Annotated in this window: 15 protein-coding genes; 6 read left to right on the top strand and 9 right to left on the bottom strand. The window is 56.0% G+C overall.

Annotated features, from left to right (window positions below; translation table 11 throughout):
- Positions 1–194: 194 nt before the first annotated feature.
- The 5 genes from serS to lrp form a co-directional block, all read right to left on the bottom strand.
- Entirely contained in the window at positions 195–1487 is a 1293-nt protein-coding gene (gene serS / locus EAE_RS15355) for a serine--tRNA ligase (protein ID WP_015704878.1), read from the bottom strand.
- A gap of 92 nt (positions 1488–1579) precedes the next feature.
- On the bottom strand, positions 1580–2923 hold the full coding sequence (gene rarA / locus EAE_RS15350; RefSeq protein WP_015704877.1) for a replication-associated recombination protein RarA: 1344 nt from the start codon (positions 2921–2923) through the stop codon (positions 1580–1582).
- A gap of 8 nt (positions 2924–2931) precedes the next feature.
- Positions 2932–3543 carry an outer membrane lipoprotein periplasmic chaperone LolA gene (gene lolA, locus EAE_RS15345; protein WP_015367486.1) on the bottom strand — a complete coding sequence of 204 codons (612 nt, stop codon included), beginning with the start codon at positions 3541–3543 and terminating at the stop codon, positions 2932–2934.
- Between the two features lie 122 nt (positions 3544–3665).
- A complete protein-coding gene (gene ftsK, locus EAE_RS15340) occupies positions 3666–7733 on the bottom strand; it encodes a DNA translocase FtsK (protein WP_015704876.1) in 4068 nt (1355 codons plus the stop codon).
- 135 nt (positions 7734–7868) lie between these two features.
- On the bottom strand, positions 7869–8363 hold the full coding sequence (lrp, locus tag EAE_RS15335) for a leucine-responsive transcriptional regulator Lrp (protein ID WP_000228469.1): 495 nt from the start codon (positions 8361–8363) through the stop codon (positions 7869–7871).
- A gap of 532 nt (positions 8364–8895) precedes the next feature.
- On the opposite strand from lrp, the gene trxB reads away from it, so the two are divergent.
- The 5 genes from trxB to infA all read left to right on the top strand — a co-directional run bounded on the left by trxB (position 8896) and on the right by infA (position 14792).
- Positions 8896–9864 (top strand): thioredoxin-disulfide reductase, encoded by a 969-nt coding sequence (trxB, locus tag EAE_RS15330; RefSeq protein WP_015367489.1) that lies wholly within the window; start codon positions 8896–8898, stop codon positions 9862–9864.
- A gap of 114 nt (positions 9865–9978) precedes the next feature.
- Positions 9979–11745 (top strand): heme ABC transporter permease/ATP-binding protein CydD, encoded by a 1767-nt coding sequence (cydD, locus tag EAE_RS15325; RefSeq protein WP_015704875.1) that lies wholly within the window; start codon positions 9979–9981, stop codon positions 11743–11745.
- A complete protein-coding gene (gene cydC / locus EAE_RS15320; RefSeq protein ID WP_015704874.1) occupies positions 11746–13467 on the top strand; it encodes a heme ABC transporter ATP-binding protein/permease CydC in 1722 nt (573 codons plus the stop codon).
- Positions 13468–13509: 42 nt separating this feature from the next.
- The gene (gene aat / locus EAE_RS15315; protein WP_015704873.1) at positions 13510–14214 is read left to right on the top strand and encodes a leucyl/phenylalanyl-tRNA--protein transferase; all 705 of its coding nucleotides are present in this window, start codon (positions 13510–13512) and stop codon (positions 14212–14214) included.
- A 359-nt stretch (positions 14215–14573) separates the two neighbouring features.
- Complete coding sequence (infA, locus tag EAE_RS15310) at positions 14574–14792, top strand: translation initiation factor IF-1 (RefSeq protein WP_001040187.1); 219 nt, start codon at positions 14574–14576, stop codon at positions 14790–14792.
- A gap of 251 nt (positions 14793–15043) precedes the next feature.
- On the opposite strand, the gene clpA is transcribed toward infA, so the two are convergent.
- A complete protein-coding gene (gene clpA / locus EAE_RS15305) occupies positions 15044–17323 on the bottom strand; it encodes an ATP-dependent Clp protease ATP-binding subunit ClpA (protein WP_015367493.1) in 2280 nt (759 codons plus the stop codon).
- 30 nt (positions 17324–17353) lie between these two features.
- Positions 17354–17671 carry an ATP-dependent Clp protease adapter ClpS gene (gene clpS / locus EAE_RS15300; protein WP_015367494.1) on the bottom strand — a complete coding sequence of 106 codons (318 nt, stop codon included), beginning with the start codon at positions 17669–17671 and terminating at the stop codon, positions 17354–17356.
- A 324-nt stretch (positions 17672–17995) separates the two neighbouring features.
- Here clpS and cspD point away from each other — a divergent pair, with 324 nt between their 5' ends.
- Positions 17996–18217 carry a cold shock-like protein CspD gene (gene cspD / locus EAE_RS15295; RefSeq protein ID WP_015367495.1) on the top strand — a complete coding sequence of 74 codons (222 nt, stop codon included), beginning with the start codon at positions 17996–17998 and terminating at the stop codon, positions 18215–18217.
- A gap of 68 nt (positions 18218–18285) precedes the next feature.
- Here cspD and macB read toward each other — a convergent pair whose 3' ends face one another.
- Positions 18286–20232, bottom strand: a complete 1947-nt coding sequence (gene macB / locus EAE_RS15290) for a macrolide ABC transporter ATP-binding protein/permease MacB (RefSeq protein WP_015704872.1) — start codon at positions 20230–20232, stop codon at positions 18286–18288.
- Entirely contained in the window at positions 20229–21344 is a 1116-nt protein-coding gene (gene macA / locus EAE_RS15285; protein ID WP_015367497.1) for a macrolide transporter subunit MacA, read from the bottom strand. Before macA ends, macB begins: the two co-directional genes overlap by 4 nt.
- Positions 21345–21466: the final 122 nt, after the last annotated feature.

The raw sequence follows: 21466 nt of genomic DNA, 5'->3' as shown, positions 1-21466 counted from the left end.
AGATACTCGCTTTGGTTGCTCACAATAAGCTGACAATCGTTATATAATTTTATATATATCGGATTTTATTGGCTTTTTATGCTGTATTAATCCAAAGGGAGTATCACCGGATTCACTGAATGGATTATTGCCCGGTATCAATAAGGATATAAAAAAAGCGCCCGCAGGCGCTTTTAAGGAAAGAGCAGAAAAGATTAACCGATATATTCGAGGCCACGCATATACGGGCGCAGAACTTCCGGGATCTCGATACGGCCATCGGCCTGCTGATAGTTTTCCATCACCGCAACCAGCGTACGGCCAACCGCCAGACCAGAACCATTCAGGGTATGAACGAGACGAGTCTTTTTGTCGGACTTGCTGCGGCAACGCGCCTGCATACGACGTGCCTGGAAATCCCAGACGTTGGAGCAGGAAGAAATTTCGCGATAGGTATCCTGCGCCGGAACCCACACTTCGAGGTCATAGGTTTTACAGGCGCTGAAGCCCATATCGCCGGTGCACAGCGCCACCTTACGGTACGGCAGACCCAGCAGTTGCAGAACCTTCTCAGCGTGGCCGGTCATCTCTTCCAGCGCCGCCATGGAGTCTTCCGGACGTACAATCTGCACCATTTCAACTTTGTCGAACTGGTGCATACGGATCAGACCGCGAGTATCACGACCATAGGAACCCGCTTCAGAACGGAAGCACGGAGTATGGGCGGTCATTTTAATCGGCAGATCGTCTTCGTCGATGATTTCGTCGCGGACCAGGTTGGTCAACGGCACTTCGGCGGTCGGAATCAACGCGTAGTTGCTGCTATCGGCTTCTTCTTCCAGCGGACGAGTATGGAACAGGTCGCCGGCGAATTTCGGCAACTGGCCAGTACCATACAGCGTGTCCTGGTTCACCAGATAAGGAACATAGTTCTCGCTATAGCCGTGCTGTTCGGTGTGCAGATCCAGCATAAACTGCGCCAGCGCGCGGTGCAGGCGAGCCAGCTGGCCTTTCATCACCACGAAACGGGAACCGGTTAGCTTAACGGCGGCGGCGAAGTCCAGCCCCCCGTGCATTTCACCCAGCGTAACGTGGTCGCGCACCTCGAAATCGAACTGACGCGGCGTACCCCAGCGGCTGACTTCAACGTTGTCGTTTTCGTCACGGCCCACCGGCACGTCATCGTGAGGAATATTCGGGATCGCCAGCGCGATATCGCGAATTTCCGCCAGCAGCGTTTCCAGCTCGGACTTTGCGGCATCCAGCTGTTCGCCAAGCTTGTTCACTTCCAGGCGTAATGGCTCGATATCTTCCCCGCGCGCTTTCGCCTGGCCAATGGATTTCGATCGGGAGTTACGCTCCGCCTGCAGGTTTTCGGTTTGAACCTGCAGAACTTTACGACGCTCTTCAAGAGCGCGCAGTTTATCTACATCCAGCTTAAAGCCCCGGCGTGCCAGTTTTTCTGCGACTGCGTCTGGCTCGGTACGCAGCAGATTGGGATCGAGCATGCTTATCCTGTGCTTATCGAATTTAAATAGGAAAAGTGGCCGCAAACTACGACCACGGAAATAGAGGTAATAACCTTACCGCAACGCCACAATTAGCGGTAGCGTTTTATCTGGCTATTTTGATCCAGTTCGGCAAGCCAGGCGAGCTTTTCAGCGATTTTGCCCTCGAGCCCCCTGTTTGTTGGCTGATAATAGCGCGTTTGCGCCATTTCCTGCGGGAAATACTGCTCGCCAGCGGCGTAGGCGTTAGGTTCATCGTGCGCGTAGCGGTACTCCTGGCCATAGCCCATTTCTTTCATGAGTTTGGTCGGCGCATTGCGTAAATGTACCGGCACGTCGTAATCAGGGCGATCGCGGGCATCGGCCAGCGCGGCCTTAAAGGCGGTGTAGACCGCGTTGCTCTTCGGCGCACAGGCCAGATAAACAATCGCCTGAGCGATAGCCCGCTCACCTTCCGCCGGCCCAACGCGAGTAAAACAATCCCACGCGGAAATGGCTACCTGCATGGCGCGAGGATCGGCGTTGCCGACATCCTCAGACGCGATAGCCAGACAACGGCGAGCAACATACAACGGATCGCCGCCTGCGGTAATAATCCGTGCGTACCAGTACAGCGCCGCATCCGGCGCGCTACCGCGCACGGACTTATGTAACGCGGATATAAGATCGTAAAAACGGTCGCCTTTATTATCAAAACGCGCGCTACGCTCGCCGGCAATTTCGGTAAGCAGTTCCGCTCTCAGCACTCGCTTGCCCGAATCGTCGTTTTCAGCCATATCGGCCATCATTTCCAGCGTGTTCAACGCCCGGCGCGCATCGCCGTTGACCAGCTCGGCAATCGCCTTGCGGGTTTCATCCGGCAGGATAATATCTTGCCCACCGTAGCCTCGCGCTTTATCGCTCATCGCCTGGTTGAGCACCTGCTCGATATCGTCCGTGGTCAATGATTTGAGCAAGTAGACGCGAGCGCGGGAGAGCAAAGCGGAATTAAGTTCAAATGACGGGTTTTCGGTCGTCGCGCCAATAAAAGTAATAGTGCCGTCTTCGATGTGCGGTAGAAAGGCATCCTGCTGACTTTTATTAAAACGATGCACTTCATCAACAAACAGGATAGTGCGTCGACCAGCGTTGCGATTTTGCCGCGCACGTTCTATAGCTTCGCGGATCTCTTTGACGCCAGATGTAACAGCCGAGATACGCTCGACATCAGCATTGGCGTAGCGAGCGATCACTTCCGCAAGGGTAGTTTTACCCGTGCCCGGCGGCCCCCACAGGATCATCGAGTGCAGATGCCCTGCCTCAATCGCCCGCGGCAGCGGTTTACCCGGCGCCAGCAGGTGCTGCTGGCCAATGTACTGCGCTAAATTTTCTGGCCGCATACGGGCGGCCAGAGGTTGAAATGCATTATCGGAAAAATCGAGCGAAAAGTTGCTCACATTCGCCTCTACTTACGTTGATCGTCCACCGTCACCCCTTGCGGCGGCGTAAAAGTGAACTTAGATGCATCGACGGCGCCATTCTGCTGCGACTTCAGCTGATAGCTGCTGCGCTGGTCGTCTTGCTCAACGGCGCTGAACTGATGGATAGTACCGTCACGGCCCACATTGATTGTGAACTGCTTGAGGTTGCCGTTACCGCTTTTCGGCGTCAGCACAAAATCATCGCCGTTTTGTTTGATGTTGTATTGCTGCCAGTCCGCTGACTGGTTGCGGGCGATCAGCATGAACGGCGTGTTACTGGTCGCGTTTTTCAGCCAGGTCGCGGTTGCCTGCTCCACAAACGGATTATAGAACCACAGCGTTTTCCCATCCGATACCAGAATACTTTCATCCGGCTGGGTCATATGCCAGTTGAACAGATTCGGGCGTTTCACCCACAAATCGCCCTGCCCGTCCTGCACGGCATTACCGCTTGCGTCGGTCACTTTCTGAGTGAAGCTGGCATGGAAGCTGCTGACTTTATCCAGACGGCTTTTTAAGTCGCCGGCAGCGTCTGCCCAAACCTGGCTTACCACGAAGCCAGACAATAATGCACAGGTGATGGCAAGTTTCTTCATTGTTGATCCTTATTGTGCGTCACTCCCGACGCGGGAGCCTGTTCTGTCCCTACTGTAGAGCCGTTGAGAGCAACGGAATAGCAGAACAGGCTGATTTTGCGCTTATTTACCGAACTTTGCACTTACTCGAAGGGCGGCGGTGCCAGGACTTCACGGTTACCGTTATGGCCTTGCTCGCTGACGATCCCCTGAGCTTCCATCTGCTCAATGATACGCGCCGCGCGGTTATAACCGATACGGAACTGACGCTGCACCCCCGAGATCGAGGCTTTGCGCTTCTCGGTTACGAAGTTGACCGCCTGATCGAACAGCGGATCCAGCTCTTCCCCGCCATCAAAGCCGCCACCACCGCCTTCGCTTTCGCTATCAGAGGTAATACCGTCAACATACTGCGGACGACCGCGCGCTTTCCAGTCCTGCACCACGGCGTGTACTTCCTGGTCACGGACAAACGCGCCATGGACGCGAACCGGCATCGTGGAGTTCGGCCCGGAATAGAGCATATCCCCCATGCCCAGCAGCGATTCTGCGCCCCCCTGGTCAAGGATGGTACGCGAGTCAATCTTGCTCGATACGGTGAAGGCGATACGCGTCGGAATGTTGGCCTTGATAAGACCGGTAATCACGTCAACCGACGGACGCTGGGTCGCCAGCACCAGGTGAATGCCCGCCGCGCGCGCTTTCTGCGCCAGACGCGCAATCAGTTCTTCCACCTTCTTACCGACGGTCATCATCAGATCGGCGAATTCATCCACCAGCACCACGATGTACGGCAGTTTTTCCAGCACCGGATGCACGGCGTCCATACTGTCGCCCGGTTTCCAGTAAGGATCCGGGATCGGGCGTCCCATGCGTGCGGCCTCAGCGATCTTCTCGTTGTAGCCCGCCAGATTACGCACGCCCAGCGCCGACATCAGCTTATAACGGCGCTCCATTTCATTGACGCTCCAGCGCAGCGCATTGGCGGCGTCTTTCATGTCGGTGACCACTTCCGTCAGCAGATGCGGGATACCTTCGTACACCGACAGCTCAAGCATTTTCGGGTCGATCATGATGAAACGAACGTCTTCCGGCTGCGCCTTATAGAGCATGCTGAGGATCATGGCGTTCACGCCGACCGATTTACCCGAACCAGTGGTACCGGCAACCAGCAGATGCGGCATTTTCGCCAGATCGGCCACCACCGGATCGCCGGCGATATCTTTGCCCAGCACCACGGTAAGCGGCGATGGGTTCTCGCGGAATTTCGGACAATCGAGCACTTCGCGCAGGTATACGGTCTGGCGTTTTTTGTTCGGTAATTCCAGGCCAACGTAAGGTTTACCCGGAATAACTTCCACCACACGCACCGCCACGGTCGACAGCGAACGCGCAAGGTCGCGCGACAGGTTAGAGATACGCGCGGCCTTCACCCCCGGCGCGAGGTTCAGCTCGAAACGAGTGATCACCGGACCCGGCGAGTAGTTCACCACATCCGCTTTAATGCGGAAATCGGCGAGACGCGCTTCGACCAGACGCGCCATCTGCTCAAGCGCAAAGGTATCAACAGGTTCAACTTCGCTCGGCGGTGGCGTCAAGAGATCCAGCGACGGCAGCGGCGTTGTTGGTCTTTGCAGCGGACGGCTGTCGCCATTACGCATCAGTAGCGGATGAATAAGGCTATCCTGCGGCGACGGCGCGGGCTGCTGAGCAACCGGCTGTTGTTGCTGCATTGGCTGCTGCGCAGGTTGATAAGCCTGCGGTTGCGGAGCTACCGGCTGATGGTGTACGGGCGGCTGCGCAGGTTGATAACCCTGCTGTGGCGCGGCTGCCGGTTGTTGATAATGCTGAGCCGGTTGCTGGGGCTGCACTTCCGGCGTCGGCGTAAACAACGGCTCGCTTGGACCATCATTGACCAGCGTTTTCATCGGCGAGAACTCATAGTCCGCCGGTGAGAAGGGATTGGCTCCCGGCGGCTGCTCGCTGGCATAGCGCTGCTGCTGGGTCGCGGCAAACTGGCGCGCCAGTTCGGCTTCAGCGGCAGCGTCTTCGTCCTGCTCATCGCTTTCGGATTCCCAGGACTCGCCATAGCGCTGTTGCTGGGTAGCGGCAAACTGACGCGCCAGCTCGTCCTGTTCCAACGCATCGGCTTCTTCGTCGCTCAGCGGCTCATTATCGTAATGATGTTCAAGCTCGGCCCGACGCGCGCGCTCTTCAGCAATACGCTGAGACGGCAGCTTAATGCCATAGGAAGCAAGCTCCCGACGCGTCGGCACACGGACGCGATTCGGACGCGGCAATTTCGGACCAATGCCTTCTTTTACCTGTACCCGCGGGCCGCTGGATGCCGGGCTGAAAACTGGCGCTGCGTCAGCGGCGGTTGACGCCACTGAGGCGGCTGCGGCTGCGCTGCCAGAAGTGGTGGCCTGATGAACGCCTGCGGCGACGGCCGTCACGGCGGCGGCATCAACTGACGGTTTGGATGGGGCAGCCGGGGTGGTGATCGGTTTGGTCGCCACCGGGCTCGCCGGTTCAGGGATTGGCTGATACCAGGATTCCAGCAACTCACGCTCGCGCGCGCGCTTCTCTTCGACTTCCTCGAAGTAGTACATCGGCGGGCGTTTAGTTTCTTCCTGAGGAGTCTCAGGCTCAGCGGCTGGCGCCGGTTCCTGATGATAAACAGGTTGTTGAACAGCCGGTTCAGGCTGGTATATCGGCTGCTGCGGATGCGCGGATTCCGGCTGGTAAACCGGTGGCTGCTGCGGCGCATACTCAGGCTGATACACAGGCTGTTGTGGATGCGCGGCTTCCGGCTGGTAAACCGGCGGCTGCTGCGGCGCATACTGAGGCTGATACGCCGGCTGCTGTGGATGCGCGGCTTCCGGCTGATAAACCGGCGGCTGCTGCGGCGCATACTCAGGCTGATACGCTGGCTGCTGTGGATGCGCGGCTTCCGGCTGGTAAACCGGCTGCTGCTGCGGCGCGTATTCCGGCTGATACACTGGCTGCTGCGGATGCGCGGATTCCGGTTGATAAACCGGCGGCTGCTGCGGCGCATACTCAGGCTGATACGCCGGCTGCTGAGGATGCGCGGCTTCCGGTTGATAAACCGGCGGCTGCTGCGGCGCATATTCAGGCTGATACACCGGTGGTTGCAGGTGAGCGGCCTCCGGTTGGTATGCCTGACCTGTCCCCTGCTCCGCCCATGCCTGCGGCGCAACGACAGCGGCGGAGGCGGCGCCGATCGGGTCGGCCACCGTATGGCCGTTCAGTAGCGGATCGTAAGGGTCTAAATCGCCAGGACGCGCGGCGCTGGCGCCTGAGAACAGGACATCATCCGCAGCGACAGGCGCGCCGCTGGCGCTGTATTGTACTGCTTCCGCATCATCCATACGTTTACCGGAGAACAGCGCGGCATCGGTTTTACGCCCCATCGGGTTGGCGAACTTTTCCGCCAGACGCTTACGACGCGCTAGCGCGCTGCGTAAGATGCGGGCGCGACGCGATTCCCGCGGCTGTGCGGTATCGTCGTCTTCTTCATCTTCATATTCATCATCTTCATATTCCCCTTCATCAACCCAGGTATCGTCCCGACGGGTACGATTACTGGCAAAGGTCAGAATAGAAAGGATTGCGCCGCCGAGTTTCTCGGCAATGCTGACCCATGACCAGCCGGTAAACAGCGTTAAACCCGCGGCCCAGATACAGAGCAAGGCGATAGTGCCGCCGCTGCTGTGCAGCAAGGGTTGTAAGGTGGTGCTAAGCAGGCTGCCAATGACGCCGCCGGAGGCAAAGTACCAGATATCGTCGGCGTTAATTGCCGCCAGGCCGCAGGAGGTGAGGATCAGCGCCAGCGCGCCGATCAGGCGCAACGAAACAGCGAAGTAATCGACATACTCGTCATTTTCCTGATGACGCCATGCAAACCAGCAGCCGCCGATGATGATCACGGGGATGGTGTAGGCCATTACGCCAAAGATGAAAAATAACGTGTCCGCCAGCCACGCGCCGGGCATGCCGCCCAGATTATGGATAGGCTCATGCCAGGCGGTCTGTGACCAACTGGGATCGGATGGATTAAAGCTCAGTAATGCCGCCATCAGCCAGATGGCAAAAAGAGAGCAAAGGATGAGTAACGCCTCAAGAACGCGGCGCCCGCTGCTTAGCTTCGTTAGTTTGACTTCTTTGTCTTCGGTGTATTCCTGGCTCAAGAAAGGCTCTCCAGGTATCAGGCAATTTCCTGCCTGCTGCTAAAACGGACAACAGCGCCGGGTCTCCCCGGCACTGTTGCTGTATGGATTAACAGGAGTGTAATCAAACTACGTCGATTTTGCACCTGTTCCGTGTTAGCGCGTCTTGATTACCAGACGATTACTCTGCTTGACTTCTTCCATAACCACGTAGGTACGGGTGTCGTTTACGCCCGGCAGGCGCAGCAGGGTTTCGCCCAGCAATTTACGATACGCTGACATGTCCGGTACGCGGGTTTTCAACAGATAGTCAAAATCACCGGATACCAAGTGACACTCTTGAATTTCTTCAAGTTTTTGTACTGCGGCGTTAAATTGCTCAAACACATCCGGCGCACCACGATTCAGAGTAATCTCAACAAATACCAGAAGTGATGCATCCAGATAATGCGGGTTGAGCAGCGCCGTATAGCCCTGAATAAAACCCTGTCTTTCCAGCCGACGCACGCGCTCAAGGCAAGGCGTCGGAGAAAGTCCCACCCGTTTGGAAAGCTCGACGTTGGAAATACGCCCGTCTTTTTGCAGTTCATTCAGAATGTTACGATCGATGCGGTCGAGATCTTTGCCAGGGCGTTTCTTGCTATCTACCATTATTATTGTCTCTCTGTATTCCTTCCCTACTCCTGTTCTGACTCTGCGCCTTCACTGCCAGAGCCCATCCCGTTATTACCCGTACGACGTTGAGTAACCCAGGGGTACGTGAGAAGCCCGTTGCCTGATGGCAGTCACCGACATCACGCATGGCGTCTGTCCACACCATGCGTAGATTTCGCTGACCCGGATAAAAATGGCATTTGCGTGCATGAACATTCGCCACACGCGAAACACTGCTTTTCTTCTTCCATGAATGTTTTCGCAAAAGCACAGGGGATTGTCAAAGCAAAACATCGATTTTTAGTACAAGATGCCAGATATTCATCATCAACCCCCTCTGAATCTCATGTTTTCATCTTATAATCAGGGCGCTAACAGTAGAATTAATTATATTTTCCGCTCGTTAAATCGCCAATCCATCGGCGGGTTCTATTGCACATATCGTTAACAAAATCGCTACGCTCTTTTTTTACGCCCGCAAATTCCCTACAATCCAGCCCAATGTATGCCAATAAAATATGGGGATCTCATGGGCACAGCCAAACACAGTAAACTGCTTATTCTAGGTTCTGGACCTGCAGGATATACCGCGGCGGTCTATGCTGCGCGCGCAAACCTGCAGCCGGTGCTGATCACCGGCATGGAAAAAGGCGGTCAGCTGACCACCACCACTGAAGTGGAAAACTGGCCAGGCGACCCAAACGATCTGACCGGTCCGCTGCTCATGGAACGTATGCACGAGCATGCCACCAAGTTCGAAACTGAAATTATTTTCGACCATATCAGCAGCGTCGATCTGCAGAACCGTCCGTTCCGCCTGGTCGGCGACAGCGGCGAGTACACCTGTGACGCGCTGATTATCGCTACCGGCGCTTCCGCCCGTTATCTGGGGCTGCCTTCTGAAGAAGCTTTCAAAGGACGCGGCGTCTCTGCCTGCGCCACCTGCGACGGTTTCTTCTATCGTAACCAGAAAGTCGCGGTCATCGGCGGCGGCAACACGGCGGTTGAAGAAGCGCTGTATCTGTCCAACATCGCTGCTGAAGTGCATCTGATCCACCGTCGCGACACCTTCCGTGCGGAAAAAATCCTGATCAAGCGCCTGATGGATAAAGTGGAAAGCGGCAATATCGTGCTGCACACCGATCGCACCCTGGAAGAAGTCACCGGCGACCAGATGGGCGTCAGCGGGCTGCGTCTGCGCGATACTAAAAATAGCGATAACGTTGAAACGCTGGACGTCGCCGGTCTGTTTGTCGCCATTGGACACAGCCCGAACACCGCTATCTTTGAAGGTCAGTTAGCGCTGGAAAACGGTTATATCAAAGTACAATCCGGCATCCACGGCAACGCCACGCAAACCAGTATCCCTGGCGTGTTCGCCGCGGGCGACGTGATGGACCATATCTACCGTCAGGCGATTACCTCCGCCGGCACCGGCTGTATGGCGGCGCTGGACGCGGAACGCTATCTGGATGGGTTAGCTGACGCTTGCAAATAATCTTTACAAGTCAGTAACAAAGGTAAAGAAGGCGACGAAAAGTCGCCTTTATTTTTGCCCCGTTGTAACATTGCCGTGCCCAAAAATCTCATAACGACACCTGCTAAGCGCGCAATGAATAAAACCCGTCAACAAGAGTTAACCCGCTGGTTAAAAGAAAAAAGCATTATCTCCCGTCGCTGGTTGATGATTTCTCGCCTGCTGGGCGTCGTGAGCGGTCTATTGATCGTCGCTCAGGCGTGGTTCCTGGCGCGTATACTTCATCGAATGATAATGGAAAATATCCCGGCGACGGCGCTGCTGCTGCCGTTTACCTTGCTGGCGCTGGTGCTGATCCTGCGCGCCTGGGTGGTGTGGCTACGCGAACGCGTCGGCTTCCACGCCGGCCAGCATATCCGTTATGAAATTCGCCGCCAGGTGCTGGACCGCCTTCAGCAGGCGGGCCCGGCCTGGATTCAGGGAAAACCCGCCGGCAGTTGGGCGACGCTCATCCTTGAGCAAATCGACGATATGCATGATTACTACGCGCGCTATCTGCCGCAGATGACGCTGGCCGCCTGCGTGCCGCTGCTGATTGTTATCACTATCTTCCCCAGCAACTGGGCAGCCGCGCTAATTTTACTCGGCACCGCCCCGCTGATCCCGCTCTTTATGGCGCTGGTCGGGATGGGCGCCGCCGATGCTAACCGGCGCAATTTCCTTGCGCTCGGTCGCCTCAGCGGTCACTTCCTCGACCGTCTGCGCGGCATGGAGACGCTGCGTCTGTTCAACCGCGGCGAGGCGGAAATTAACAATATCCGCGATGCGTCGCAGGATTTCCGCCAGCGGACGATGGAAGTCCTGCGCCTGGCTTTTCTCTCCTCCGGCGTGCTGGAGTTCTTTACTTCGCTCTCTATCGCGCTGGTGGCGGTCTATTTCGGTTTTTCCTACCTCGGCGAGCTCGACTTCGGCCACTACGGCGTCGGCGTCACGCTGATGTCCGGTTTTTTAACCCTGATTCTGGCGCCGGAGTTTTTCCAGCCGCTACGTGATTTAGGCACATTTTACCATGCCAAGGCGCAGGCCATTGGCGCAGCGGATAGCCTGAAGACTTTTATGGAAACGCCGCTGGCGCAGGCTGAACGGGGCGAGAAAACGCTAAGCGATCATGAACTGATTCGCCTCGAAGCCCGCGATCTGATGGTGAAATCGCCGGATGGCAAAACGCTGGCAGGCCCGCTGAGTTTTACCCTGAACGCTGGCGAGCGCGTGGTCCTGGTCGGCCAGAGCGGTTCCGGTAAAAGCTCGCTGCTGAATACGCTGACCGGCTTTCTTCCCTATGAAGGTTCGCTACAGGTTAACGGCGTGGAGCTGCGCGATCTCGATGCTGAACGCTGGCGTCGGCTAATTAGCTGGGTCGGTCAAAACCCCCAACTGCCCGCCGCCACGCTGCGTGAAAACGTGCTGCTAGCGTGGCCAGAAGCCACGGAAGCGCAACTGCAGCTAGCCCTGGATAAGGCCTGGGTAAGCGAGTTTATTTCCCAATTGCCACAAGGTATTAATACCCCGTTAGGCGATCAGGCTGGCGGCCTCTCGGTCGGCCAGGCTCAGCGTATTGCCGTTGCGCGCGCGCTGCTGGTGCCGTGCCGCCTGTTGCTGCTTGATGAACCAGCGGCCAGCCTTGACGCTCACAGCGAACAGCGTGTGATGCAGGCGCTATCTAACGCTTCTACCCAGCAGACCACGCTGATGGTTACTCACCAACTGGCAGGACTGGCCGAGTGGGATGCTATTTGGGTGATGCAGAATGGACAGATTGTCGAGCAAGGCGGCTATGCGCAGCTTTCTGCCGCTGGAGGCGCGTTTGCCTCACTGTTAGCCCATCGCCAGGAGGAAATTTAAATGCGCGCACTGTTACCCTATCTGGCGCTATACAAACGCCACAAATGGCTGCTGACCCTCGGCGTGGTGCTGGCTATCGTCACCCTGCTGGCAAGTATCGGGCTATTAACGCTTTCCGGCTGGTTCCTGTCGGCCTCTGCGGTGGTCGGGGTCGCCGGGATTTACAGTTTTAACTACATGCTGCCTGCCGCAGGCGTTCGCGGCGCGGCAATTATTCGTACCGCCGGCCGCTACTTTGAGCGTCTGGTGAGCCACGATGCCACTTTCCGGGTATTGCAGCACCTGCGCGTCGCCACGTTTAGCAAACTACTGCCGCTCTCCCCTGCCGGGCTGGCGCGTTTTCGTCAGGGTGAGTTGCTCAACCGCATCGTGGCAGATGTCGATACGCTGGATCACCTCTATTTGCGCGTGATCTCGCCGCTGGTTGGCGCACTGGTGGTCATCCTGGTGGTGACCATCGGCTTAAGCGTACTCGATGTCACCCTGGCGCTAACGCTTGGCGGAATTATGCTGGCGACGCTACTCCTGCTGCCACCGCTGTTTTACCGTGCCGGTAAGCCGACCGGGGAGCAGATCACCCAACTCCGCGGGCAGTATCGCCAGCAACTCACCTCCTGGCTACAGGGGCAAGCCGAGTTAATGCTGTTTAATGCCAGCGATCGCTACCGTAAACAGATGGAAAAAACGGAACAGCGCTGGCAGGAGGCGCAGCGCCGCCAGGCTGAGCTCACCGCCCTGTCGCAGGCGCTGATGCTGCTGATTGGCGGCATCGCAGTGATCGCCATGCTGTGGATGGCCTCCGAAGGCGTTGGCGGTAATAGCCAGCCGGGGGCGCTGATCGCCCTCTTCGTGTTCTGCGCCTTAGCGGCATTTGAAGCGCTGGCGCCGGTCACCGGCGCCTTCCAGCATCTCGGCCAGGTCATCGCGTCCGCGCGTCGCATTACGCAGATTACCGAGCAGCAGCCCGAGGTGACGTTCAGCCAGCAGGCGCCGCAAAGCTTCTCCCAGGTAGCGCTTACCCTGAATGAGGTAACCTTCAGCTACCCGCAGCAGTCGGCCCCGGCGCTAAAAGATATTTCTCTGCAGGTCGCGGCAGGCGAGCATATCGCCATTCTTGGCCGTACCGGCTGCGGTAAATCGACTCTGCTGCAGCTATTGACCCGCGCCTGGGATCCGGCCAACGGTCAGATTCAGCTAAATGGCCAGCCACTTAGCGAGCTGTCTGAAACGACCCTGCGCCAGGCGATGAGCGTCGTGCCGCAGCGGGTGCATCTCTTCAGCGCGACGCTGCGCGATAATCTGCTGCTCGCCGCGCCGCAGGCCAGCGACGCCAGGCTTGCCGATATCCTGGAGCGCGTCGGCCTGGAGAAATTGCTGGAAGATAGCGGCCTGAATAGCTGGCTCGGCGAAGGCGGACGTCAGCTTTCCGGCGGCGAATTACGTCGACTGGCTATCGCCCGCGCGCTATTGCACGATGCGCCGTTAATGCTACTTGATGAACCCACCGAAGGCCTGGATGCAACAACGGAAAGCCAGATCCTTGATTTACTTAGTGAAGTGATGCGCGATAAAACCGTGTTGATGGTCACTCACCGTCTGCGCGGGCTGGCGCGTTTTAATCAGATAATAGTCATGGACAACGGCCAAATTATTGAGCAAGGTAGTCACGCAGAGCTGCTGGCGAAACAGGGCCGTTATTACCAGTTTAAGCAACGTCTGTAAGCTATTATTGTCAACAATTGCTGGTGCGTATTGAGGTCAAAAATGCGTCTGGTTCAGCTCTCTCGTGACTCTATCGCCTTCCCTTCTCCGGAAGGCGCTCTGCGTGAACCAAATGGCCTGCTGGCGCTGGGTGGCGATCTCAGCCCAGCCCGTTTGTTGATGGCCTATCAGCGCGGTATCTTTCCATGGTTTTCTCCCGGCGACCCTATTTTATGGTGGTCGCCCGATCCGCGCGCCGTACTGTGGCCGGAGCAATTCCACTATAGCCGGAGCATGAAACGTTTCCATCAACGTTCGCCCTATCGGGTGACGCTCAATCACGCCTTCGGCCAGGTTATCGAGGGCTGCGCCAGCCATCGCGATGAAGGCACCTGGATCACCCATGGTATCGTTCAGGCCTATCACCAGTTACATGAACTCGGTCATGCTCACTCCATCGAAGTATGGGATGAGGATAGGCTGGTCGGCGGCATGTATGGCGTGGCGCAGGGAGCGCTGTTTTGCGGCGAGTCGATGTTCAGCCGGGCGGAAAATGCCTCCAAAACCGCGCTAATGATCTTCTGTCAGGCTTTTGCCCAGGACGGTGGCAGATTAATTGACTGTCAGGTTCTTAACGCGCATACCGCCTCTTTAGGAGCGATTGAAATCCCGCGTCGCGATTATCTCGATTACCTTTCCGTATTACGCACCTATCGCTTACCGGAGCGATTTTGGGTACCAAGGGTGCTATTTACCGGTAATGGATAAATGTTTTCAGCACATTTCTTAGCGCGGTGGTATAATTGCGCGGTAGAGTAGCTTCTGCCTGTTGCCCCGCCGCCGTTTGGGAATATTAAGAGTCAGATAACGCCCATCGTTCTGTCACTGCCCTTTACGTTTGCGCCTGTCATGTGGTTTTACCGCGTGTATTCCGGGCAATGCGCCAAAACTACTTCGGCGATTTATACCCGTCATGTTTTAAGCTGCAGGCGCTGGCTGCGCGCAATTATTTACCGCCATCCTGCGACGCGAACTGTTTTGGGTATACGTAAAACTTTACATACTTGCTGAACTTCGGCATTATCTTGCCGGTTCAAAACTACGGTAGTGATACCCCAGAGGACTAGATGGCCAAAGAAGACAATATTGAAATGCAGGGCACCGTACTTGAAACGTTGCCTAACACTATGTTCCGCGTAGAACTGGAAAACGGTCACGTGGTAACTGCGCATATTTCCGGTAAAATGCGTAAAAACTACATCCGCATTCTGACGGGCGACAAAGTGACTGTTGAGCTGACCCCGTACGACCTGAGCAAAGGCCGCATTGTCTTCCGTAGTCGCTAATTGTTTCCGCCGCTAAGGCGTCAGATGCTGAAGGCCGGGCTCCTGCCCGGTCTTTTCATTTCAACTTCCCGCACGCAGGCTGAGTTTTCCGGCGCTTTTACCAACGCCAGGGTGTCGTTTTGCCCTTTTTCGCGATCTACGCGCCGAGTTTAACGATAAACTCCCGTCATATCCGGACATTTGACCTGAGCGATAAAAAAAGACCGGGCTGTCACCAACCCGGTCTTTATCACTGAACTATTCAGAATTTATTAATGCGCCGCTTCCGGTTTGTGCTTCTGCGCGCTGTGGAAGCCGTAGGTCAGCACATTGTTGGCTTTATCCAACTCAACGGTAACCTGGCCGCCATCCACCAGCGAACCAAACAGCAGCTCGTTTGCCAGCGGTTTCTTCAGGTTGTCCTGAATCACCCGCGCCATTGGACGCGCGCCCATTGCCCGGTCATAGCCCTTCTCAGCCAGCCAGTCACGCGCTTCCTGACTCACTTCAAGCGATACGCCTTTCTGATCCAACTGTACCTGCAGTTCGACGATAAACTTATCGACTACCTGATGGATCACGGTGGTAGAGAGGTGATCGAACCAGATGATGTTGTCGAGACGGTTACGGAACTCCGGCGTAAAGATCTTTTTGATCTCTTCCATCGCATCGGTGCTGTTATCCTGCTGAATAAGACCAATCGATTTACGCTCGGTTTCACGCACCCCGGCGTTGGTGGTCATCACCAGCACCACGTTGCGGAAGTCCGCTTTACGGCCGTTGTTATCTGTCAGCGTACCGTTATCCATCACCTGCAGCAGGATATTGAAGACATCCGGATGCGCTTTTTCGATCTCATCAAGCAGCAGTACCGCGTGCGGATGTTTGATAACCGCATCGGTCAACAGCCCGCCCTGATCGAAACCGACGTATCCCGGAGGGGCGCCAATCAAACGGCTGACGGTATGACGTTCCATATACTCGGACATATCAAACCGCAGCAGTTCAATACCCAGCGCTTTCGCCAGCTGCACGGTGACTTCAGTTTTCCCAACCCCGGTCGGCCCGGCGAACAGGAAGGACCCAACCGGTTTATGCTCATGTCCAAGCCCGGCACGCGCCATTTTGATGGCTTCGGTAAGCGCTTCAATCGCTTTATCCTGACCAAAGACCAGCATTTTCAGGCGGTCGCCAAGGTTTTTCAGCGTATCGCGATCGCTGCGGGAGACGCTCTTCTCCGGAATACGCGCGATGCGCGCAACCACGGATTCGATATCCGCCACATTGACCGTTTTCTTACGCTTGCTGACCGGCATCAACCGCGCCCGCGCGCCCGCTTCGTCGATCACGTCAATCGCCTTATCCGGCAGATGGCGATCGTTGATGTATTTCACCGCCAGCTCGACCGCCGCACGCACCGCTTTGGCGGTATAACGCACATCGTGGTGCGCTTCATACTTCGGTTTCAGGCCGTTGATGATCTGCACCGTCTCTTCGACAGAAGGCTCGGTCACGTCGATTTTCTGGAAACGACGCGCTAAGGCACGATCTTTTTCGAAGATGTTGCTGAACTCCTGGTAGGTCGTGGAGCCAATCACCCTGATCTTGCCGCCGGAAAGCAGCGGTTTAATCAGGTTAGCCGCATCAACCTGGCCGCCGGAGGCCGCCCCTGCGCCGATGATGGTATGGATCTCATCGATAAACAGGATGCTATTGGTATCCTGCTCAAGCTGTTTCAGCAGCGCTTTAAAGCGTTTTTCAAAATCGCCGCGATATTTGGTTCCTGCCAGCAGCGAACCGATATCCAGCGAGTAAATAGTGCAATCCGCCATCACTTCCGGCACGTCGCCCTGGACGATACGCCAGGCGAGCCCTTCCGCAATCGCGGTCTTGCCGACGCCGGATTCTCCCACCAGCAGCGGGTTGTTCTTACGGCGGCGGCACAATACCTGAATAGCACGCTCCAGCTCTTTATCACGGCCAATCAGCGGATCGATACCGCCTACGCGCGCAAGCTGGTTGAGATTGGTGGTGAAGTTTTCCATACGATCCTCCCCGCCTGCTTGCTCTTCGTTACCCGGCTGACTCGCATTGTTTTCCGAAGGCTGGCTGGGCTCGTCTTTGCGCGTGCCGTGAGAAATGAAATTCACCACATCAAGGCGGCTGACTTCATGTTTACGCAGCAGATAGGCGGCCTGCGACTCCTGCTCGCTGAAAATCGCGACCAGTACGTTAGCGCCGGTCACTTCGCTGCGACCGGAGGATTGGACGTGGAAAACCGCACGCTGCAGCACGCGCTGAAAGCTTAGCGTCGGCTGGGTGTCTCGCTCTTCTTCCGTAGCCGGAAGGACGGGAGTGGTCTGTTCGATGAAGGCTTCAAGTTCCTGACGCAAAGCGACCAGGTCCACGGAACAGGCTTCCAGCGCTTCGCGTGCCGAGGGGTTGCTGAGCAAAGCCAGCAACAAGTGCTCGACGGTCATAAATTCATGACGGTGCTCGCGCGCTCTGGCGAAAGCCATGTTTAAACTGAGTTCCAGTTCTTGATTGAGCATAGGCACCTCCCCCAATTTTCATGCCTGTAATCAGGCTTTCTCTAGCGTACACAGCAATGGATGCTCGTTCTCCTTGGCATACTGGTTCACCATAGCGACTTTGGTTTCCGCAACTTCGGCGGTAAAAACGCCGCAAATCGCCTTACCTTCATAGTGAACCGTGAGCATCAGTTGCGTTGCACGTTCTACATCATAAGAAAAGAATTTTTGTAACACGTCAATAACAAACTCCATTGGAGTGTAGTCATCATTGACTAATATCACTTTATACATAGATGGTGGTTTAAGCGCATCACGAACTTCATCTTCTACCAGTTGATCGAAGTCCAGCCAATCTCTCTTACTCATCGTCAATGTTCGTCATCGGTTGCTGTTGCCAACAGGCCGCGGCCTGTCGATGATCTGAGGTTATGCACGTTACAAATCTACAATAGATCATAGATAACTATCATCTATTGCTTCCATCCGCGACGCCTGTCACATTCCCCAGCAATAGCGTTAACTGCTTCAAATTTTGACGCATTTTTCACCGTCCACCCTCGTCAATTGCTTGACGCATTTCCGTATTTCTCTAAATTGTACTGGCGAGAGTTGGCGAGCAATTGTACAACTCGTGACTCCCTACCGGTTCATTCCATCTTACTTATAAAGATTTACGAAGGATGTCGAAGTATGGAAATGGGTACTGTTAAGTGGTTCAACAATGCCAAAGGGTTCGGTTTCATTTGCCCTGAGGGCGGCGGCGAAGACATTTTCGCCCATTACTCCACCATCCAGATGGATGGTTACAGAACGCTAAAAGCCGGGCAATCCGTTCGGTTTGATGTTCACCAGGGGCCGAAAGGCAATCACGCCAGCGTGATTGTTCCTGTGGAAGCAGAAACGGCTGCATAACTCTTTTGCTTCATTGTGTACATCCTGCTAATAAAATGCCAGTCCTTCTGACTGGCATTTTTATCACCTTACTCTCGTGCCAACGCATCCACAGGATCTAATCGCGCGGCATTACGCGCCGGCAACCAGCCAAACAGCACCCCGGTCAACGTCGAACATAAAAATGCGGTCAATAGCGCCAGCGGCGAAAAACCGATTTCCCAACCGGGTAAGAACAGTTGCAAAATGAACGCAATCATCAACGATAAACTCACGCCGATGGCGCCGCCCACCAGACAAACCAGCACCGCTTCAATAAGAAACTGCTGCAGAACATCCCTGGCCCGGGCGCCAACCGCCATTCTGATGCCGATTTCACGGGTACGTTCCGTCACTGAAACCAGCATGATATTCATCACCCCAATTCCGCCGACGACCAGCGCGATCACCGCCACCAGGGTCAGGAACAGCTGTAAAGTATGTGTGGTCCTTTCCGCCGTTTTCAAGACACTGTCCATATTCCAGGTGAAAACATCTTTTTTGCCATGGCGGAGCTCAAGCAATCGCACCAGCTGCTGTTCAGCGGTGGCGCTATCGTAGCCCTCCTGCACGCGGACGGTTATCGAGTTTAGCCACGATTGCCCCATCACCCGTCCGGCCATCGTGGAGTAAGGTAGCCAGACGCGAAGAATTTTGCTGCTGCCGAACATCGATTGCTTCTCATCGGCCACGCCGACAATCGTCGCCGGCATATTACCGACCAAAATCACCTCGCCAACCACTTTCGCCTTGTGAGGAAATAGCTGGCGGCGGGCATTGCTATCCAGCACCACCACCTGCGCCCGGCTATTCAGCTGCAGCTCATTGAACGTATTTCCCTCGCTGAACGTCATACCGTAAACATTGAAATATTGCGCGCCAACGCCTTCGGCGCTGGCGGCCACATCGATATTATTGGCGCGCAGGCGCAGGCTTTTCGATACCGCCGGCGTCGCAGAGCTCACCCACGGCTGTTTTTGAATTGCCAGCAGATCATCATATTTTAACGCCTGCTGATAACGCGGATCGTCATCGCCAAAATCTTTGCCGGGGTAAACGTCGATGGTATTGGTGCCGATAGCGCGAATATCGGCTAAGACCAGTTGTTTCGCCGCATCGCCAACCACCACAATAGAGACCACCGAAGCGATACCAATAATGATGCCGAGCATAGTAAGCAGCGTACGCATTTTATTCGCCGCCATCGCCCGCCAGGCCATCACCAGCGCCTCGCGAAAACCGCTACTGAACTGACGCCAGACGGAAGGTTCCCCACGGGCTTCGGCGCGAAGCACGCCGCCTTTCTCCGACGATGACGGCGGCGGGTTACGCACAATTTCACCGTCGCGCAGCTCGATGATTCTCTCCGCCTGCGCCGCGACCTGCGGGTCGTGGGTGACGATAATCACCGTATGCCCCTGCGCCTTTAGCTGATGCAGGATGGCCATAACCTCTTCGCCTGAGCGGCTATCCAGCGCCCCGGTCGGTTCATCGGCGAGGATCACCTCACCGCCGTTCATCAGGGCGCGCGCGATACTCACGCGCTGCTGCTGGCCGCCGGAGAGCTGCGACGGGAAGTATTCCGCTCGCTCGCCCAGACCTAATCGGGTGAGTAAATCTCGCGCCCGTTCAAGACGAATCCGGCGCTCTTTGCCGGCATAAATAGCAGGGACCTCGACGTTTTGCGCCGCCGTGAGGTGCGATAACAGATGGTAACGCTGGAAAATAAAGCCGAAGTGCTCGCGGCGCAGCCTGGCCAGTTCATCGCCGCTCAGATGCGCCACATCGACCCCGGCAACCTGATAGGTGCCGCTGGTGGGCTTATCAAGGCAGCCAAGGATGTTCATCAGCGTCGATTTCCCGGACCCTGAAGCCCCGACGATCGCCACCATTTCCCCGGCGGCAATACTAAGGGTGATCCCCTTAAGCACGTCAACTTCACCGTCGCCAGAGGGGTAACTGCGGCGAATATCACGCAGTTCAAGCAGCGCCGTCATTTTGTCGCTCCGGGCGTGCTTTCGCTGATAATGACCTCATCGCCCTCTTCCAGCCCTTTCGCCACCGCCACATCGGTATCGTTACGCGCGCCAATAACGATTTCACGCTCTTTCACTTCCCCGTTGCGCAGCAGGCGCACGTTATAGCGGTTATCGCCGATGGCGTCGCCCAGCGCGCTGAGGGGAATAGTAATCACGTTTTTCACTTCCGCTAGCTGGATATGCACCTGCGCAGTCATTTCAAGACGCAGGATCCCCTGCGGGTTAGGGACTTCAAAACGCGCATAATAAAATATGGCATCATTGACCTTTTCCGGCGTCGGCAGAATATCCTTCAGCGTACCTTCGTAACGAGTCAGAGGATCGCCGAGTACCGTAAACCAGGCTTTTTGTCCCGGCTTAAGATGGATCACGTCAGCTTCCGAAACCTGCGCTTTGACCAGCATGGTACTGAGGTCCGCCAGGGTCAGAATGTTTGGCGCCTGCTGGGCGGCAATCACCGTCTGTCCCTGCAGGGTCGTGATTTGCGTCACTTCACCGGACATCGGCGCCAGGATACGCGTATAGTCGAGGTTGGTTTTCGCGGTGTCGAGGGTCGCCTGGTTGCGTTTGATCTGCGCTTCGATGGTGCCGATTTGCGCCTCTTTCACCGCCACATCGGTGGCGGCGGTATCCAGATCCTGGCGAGAAACCAGCTGACGCTGCGCCAACTGCTGCTGGCGCGCTAATGTTACTTGCGCGAGCTTGCGTTCGGCCTGCGCCTGTTTCAACTGCGCGCGCAGTTCCATGAGCGTCGCGTCGACTTCTTTAATCTGGTTTTCCGCCTGCTCCGGGTCGATGACCCCCAGTAGCTGGTCTTTCTGCACTTTATCGCCAATATTGACGCGCAGCGTTTTCAACTGGCCGCTGACCTGGGCGCCGACGTCGACTTTACGCAGAGCATCTAATTTGCCCGTCGCCAGAACGCTCTGCTGCAGATCGCTTTTGCGCGCCACCAGCGTTTGATACTGCGGCAACGGCGCGTTAAGAATGCGCCATCCCCAGATGGCCGCTATCACTACCACTAACGCCAACAGCCACCAGACTTTCCTGCGTTTTCCATTCAATGTCATAAAAAATTCCTGATCTATTCCCCGCAGCCCGGACGATGATTCTAACGGAAGCAGCGGCGAACAGAAGCCAGAATTTTAGCAATGCTTAATGTTTATTGATGTTCGGCTGCGGCGAGTCTTGC

This window comes from Klebsiella aerogenes KCTC 2190 (assembly GCF_000215745.1).
GTDB classification, from domain to species: domain Bacteria; phylum Pseudomonadota; class Gammaproteobacteria; order Enterobacterales; family Enterobacteriaceae; genus Klebsiella; species Klebsiella aerogenes.
The sequence above is the reverse complement of the archived record's forward strand: the minus strand, read 5'-3'. Positions and strand labels throughout refer to the sequence as shown.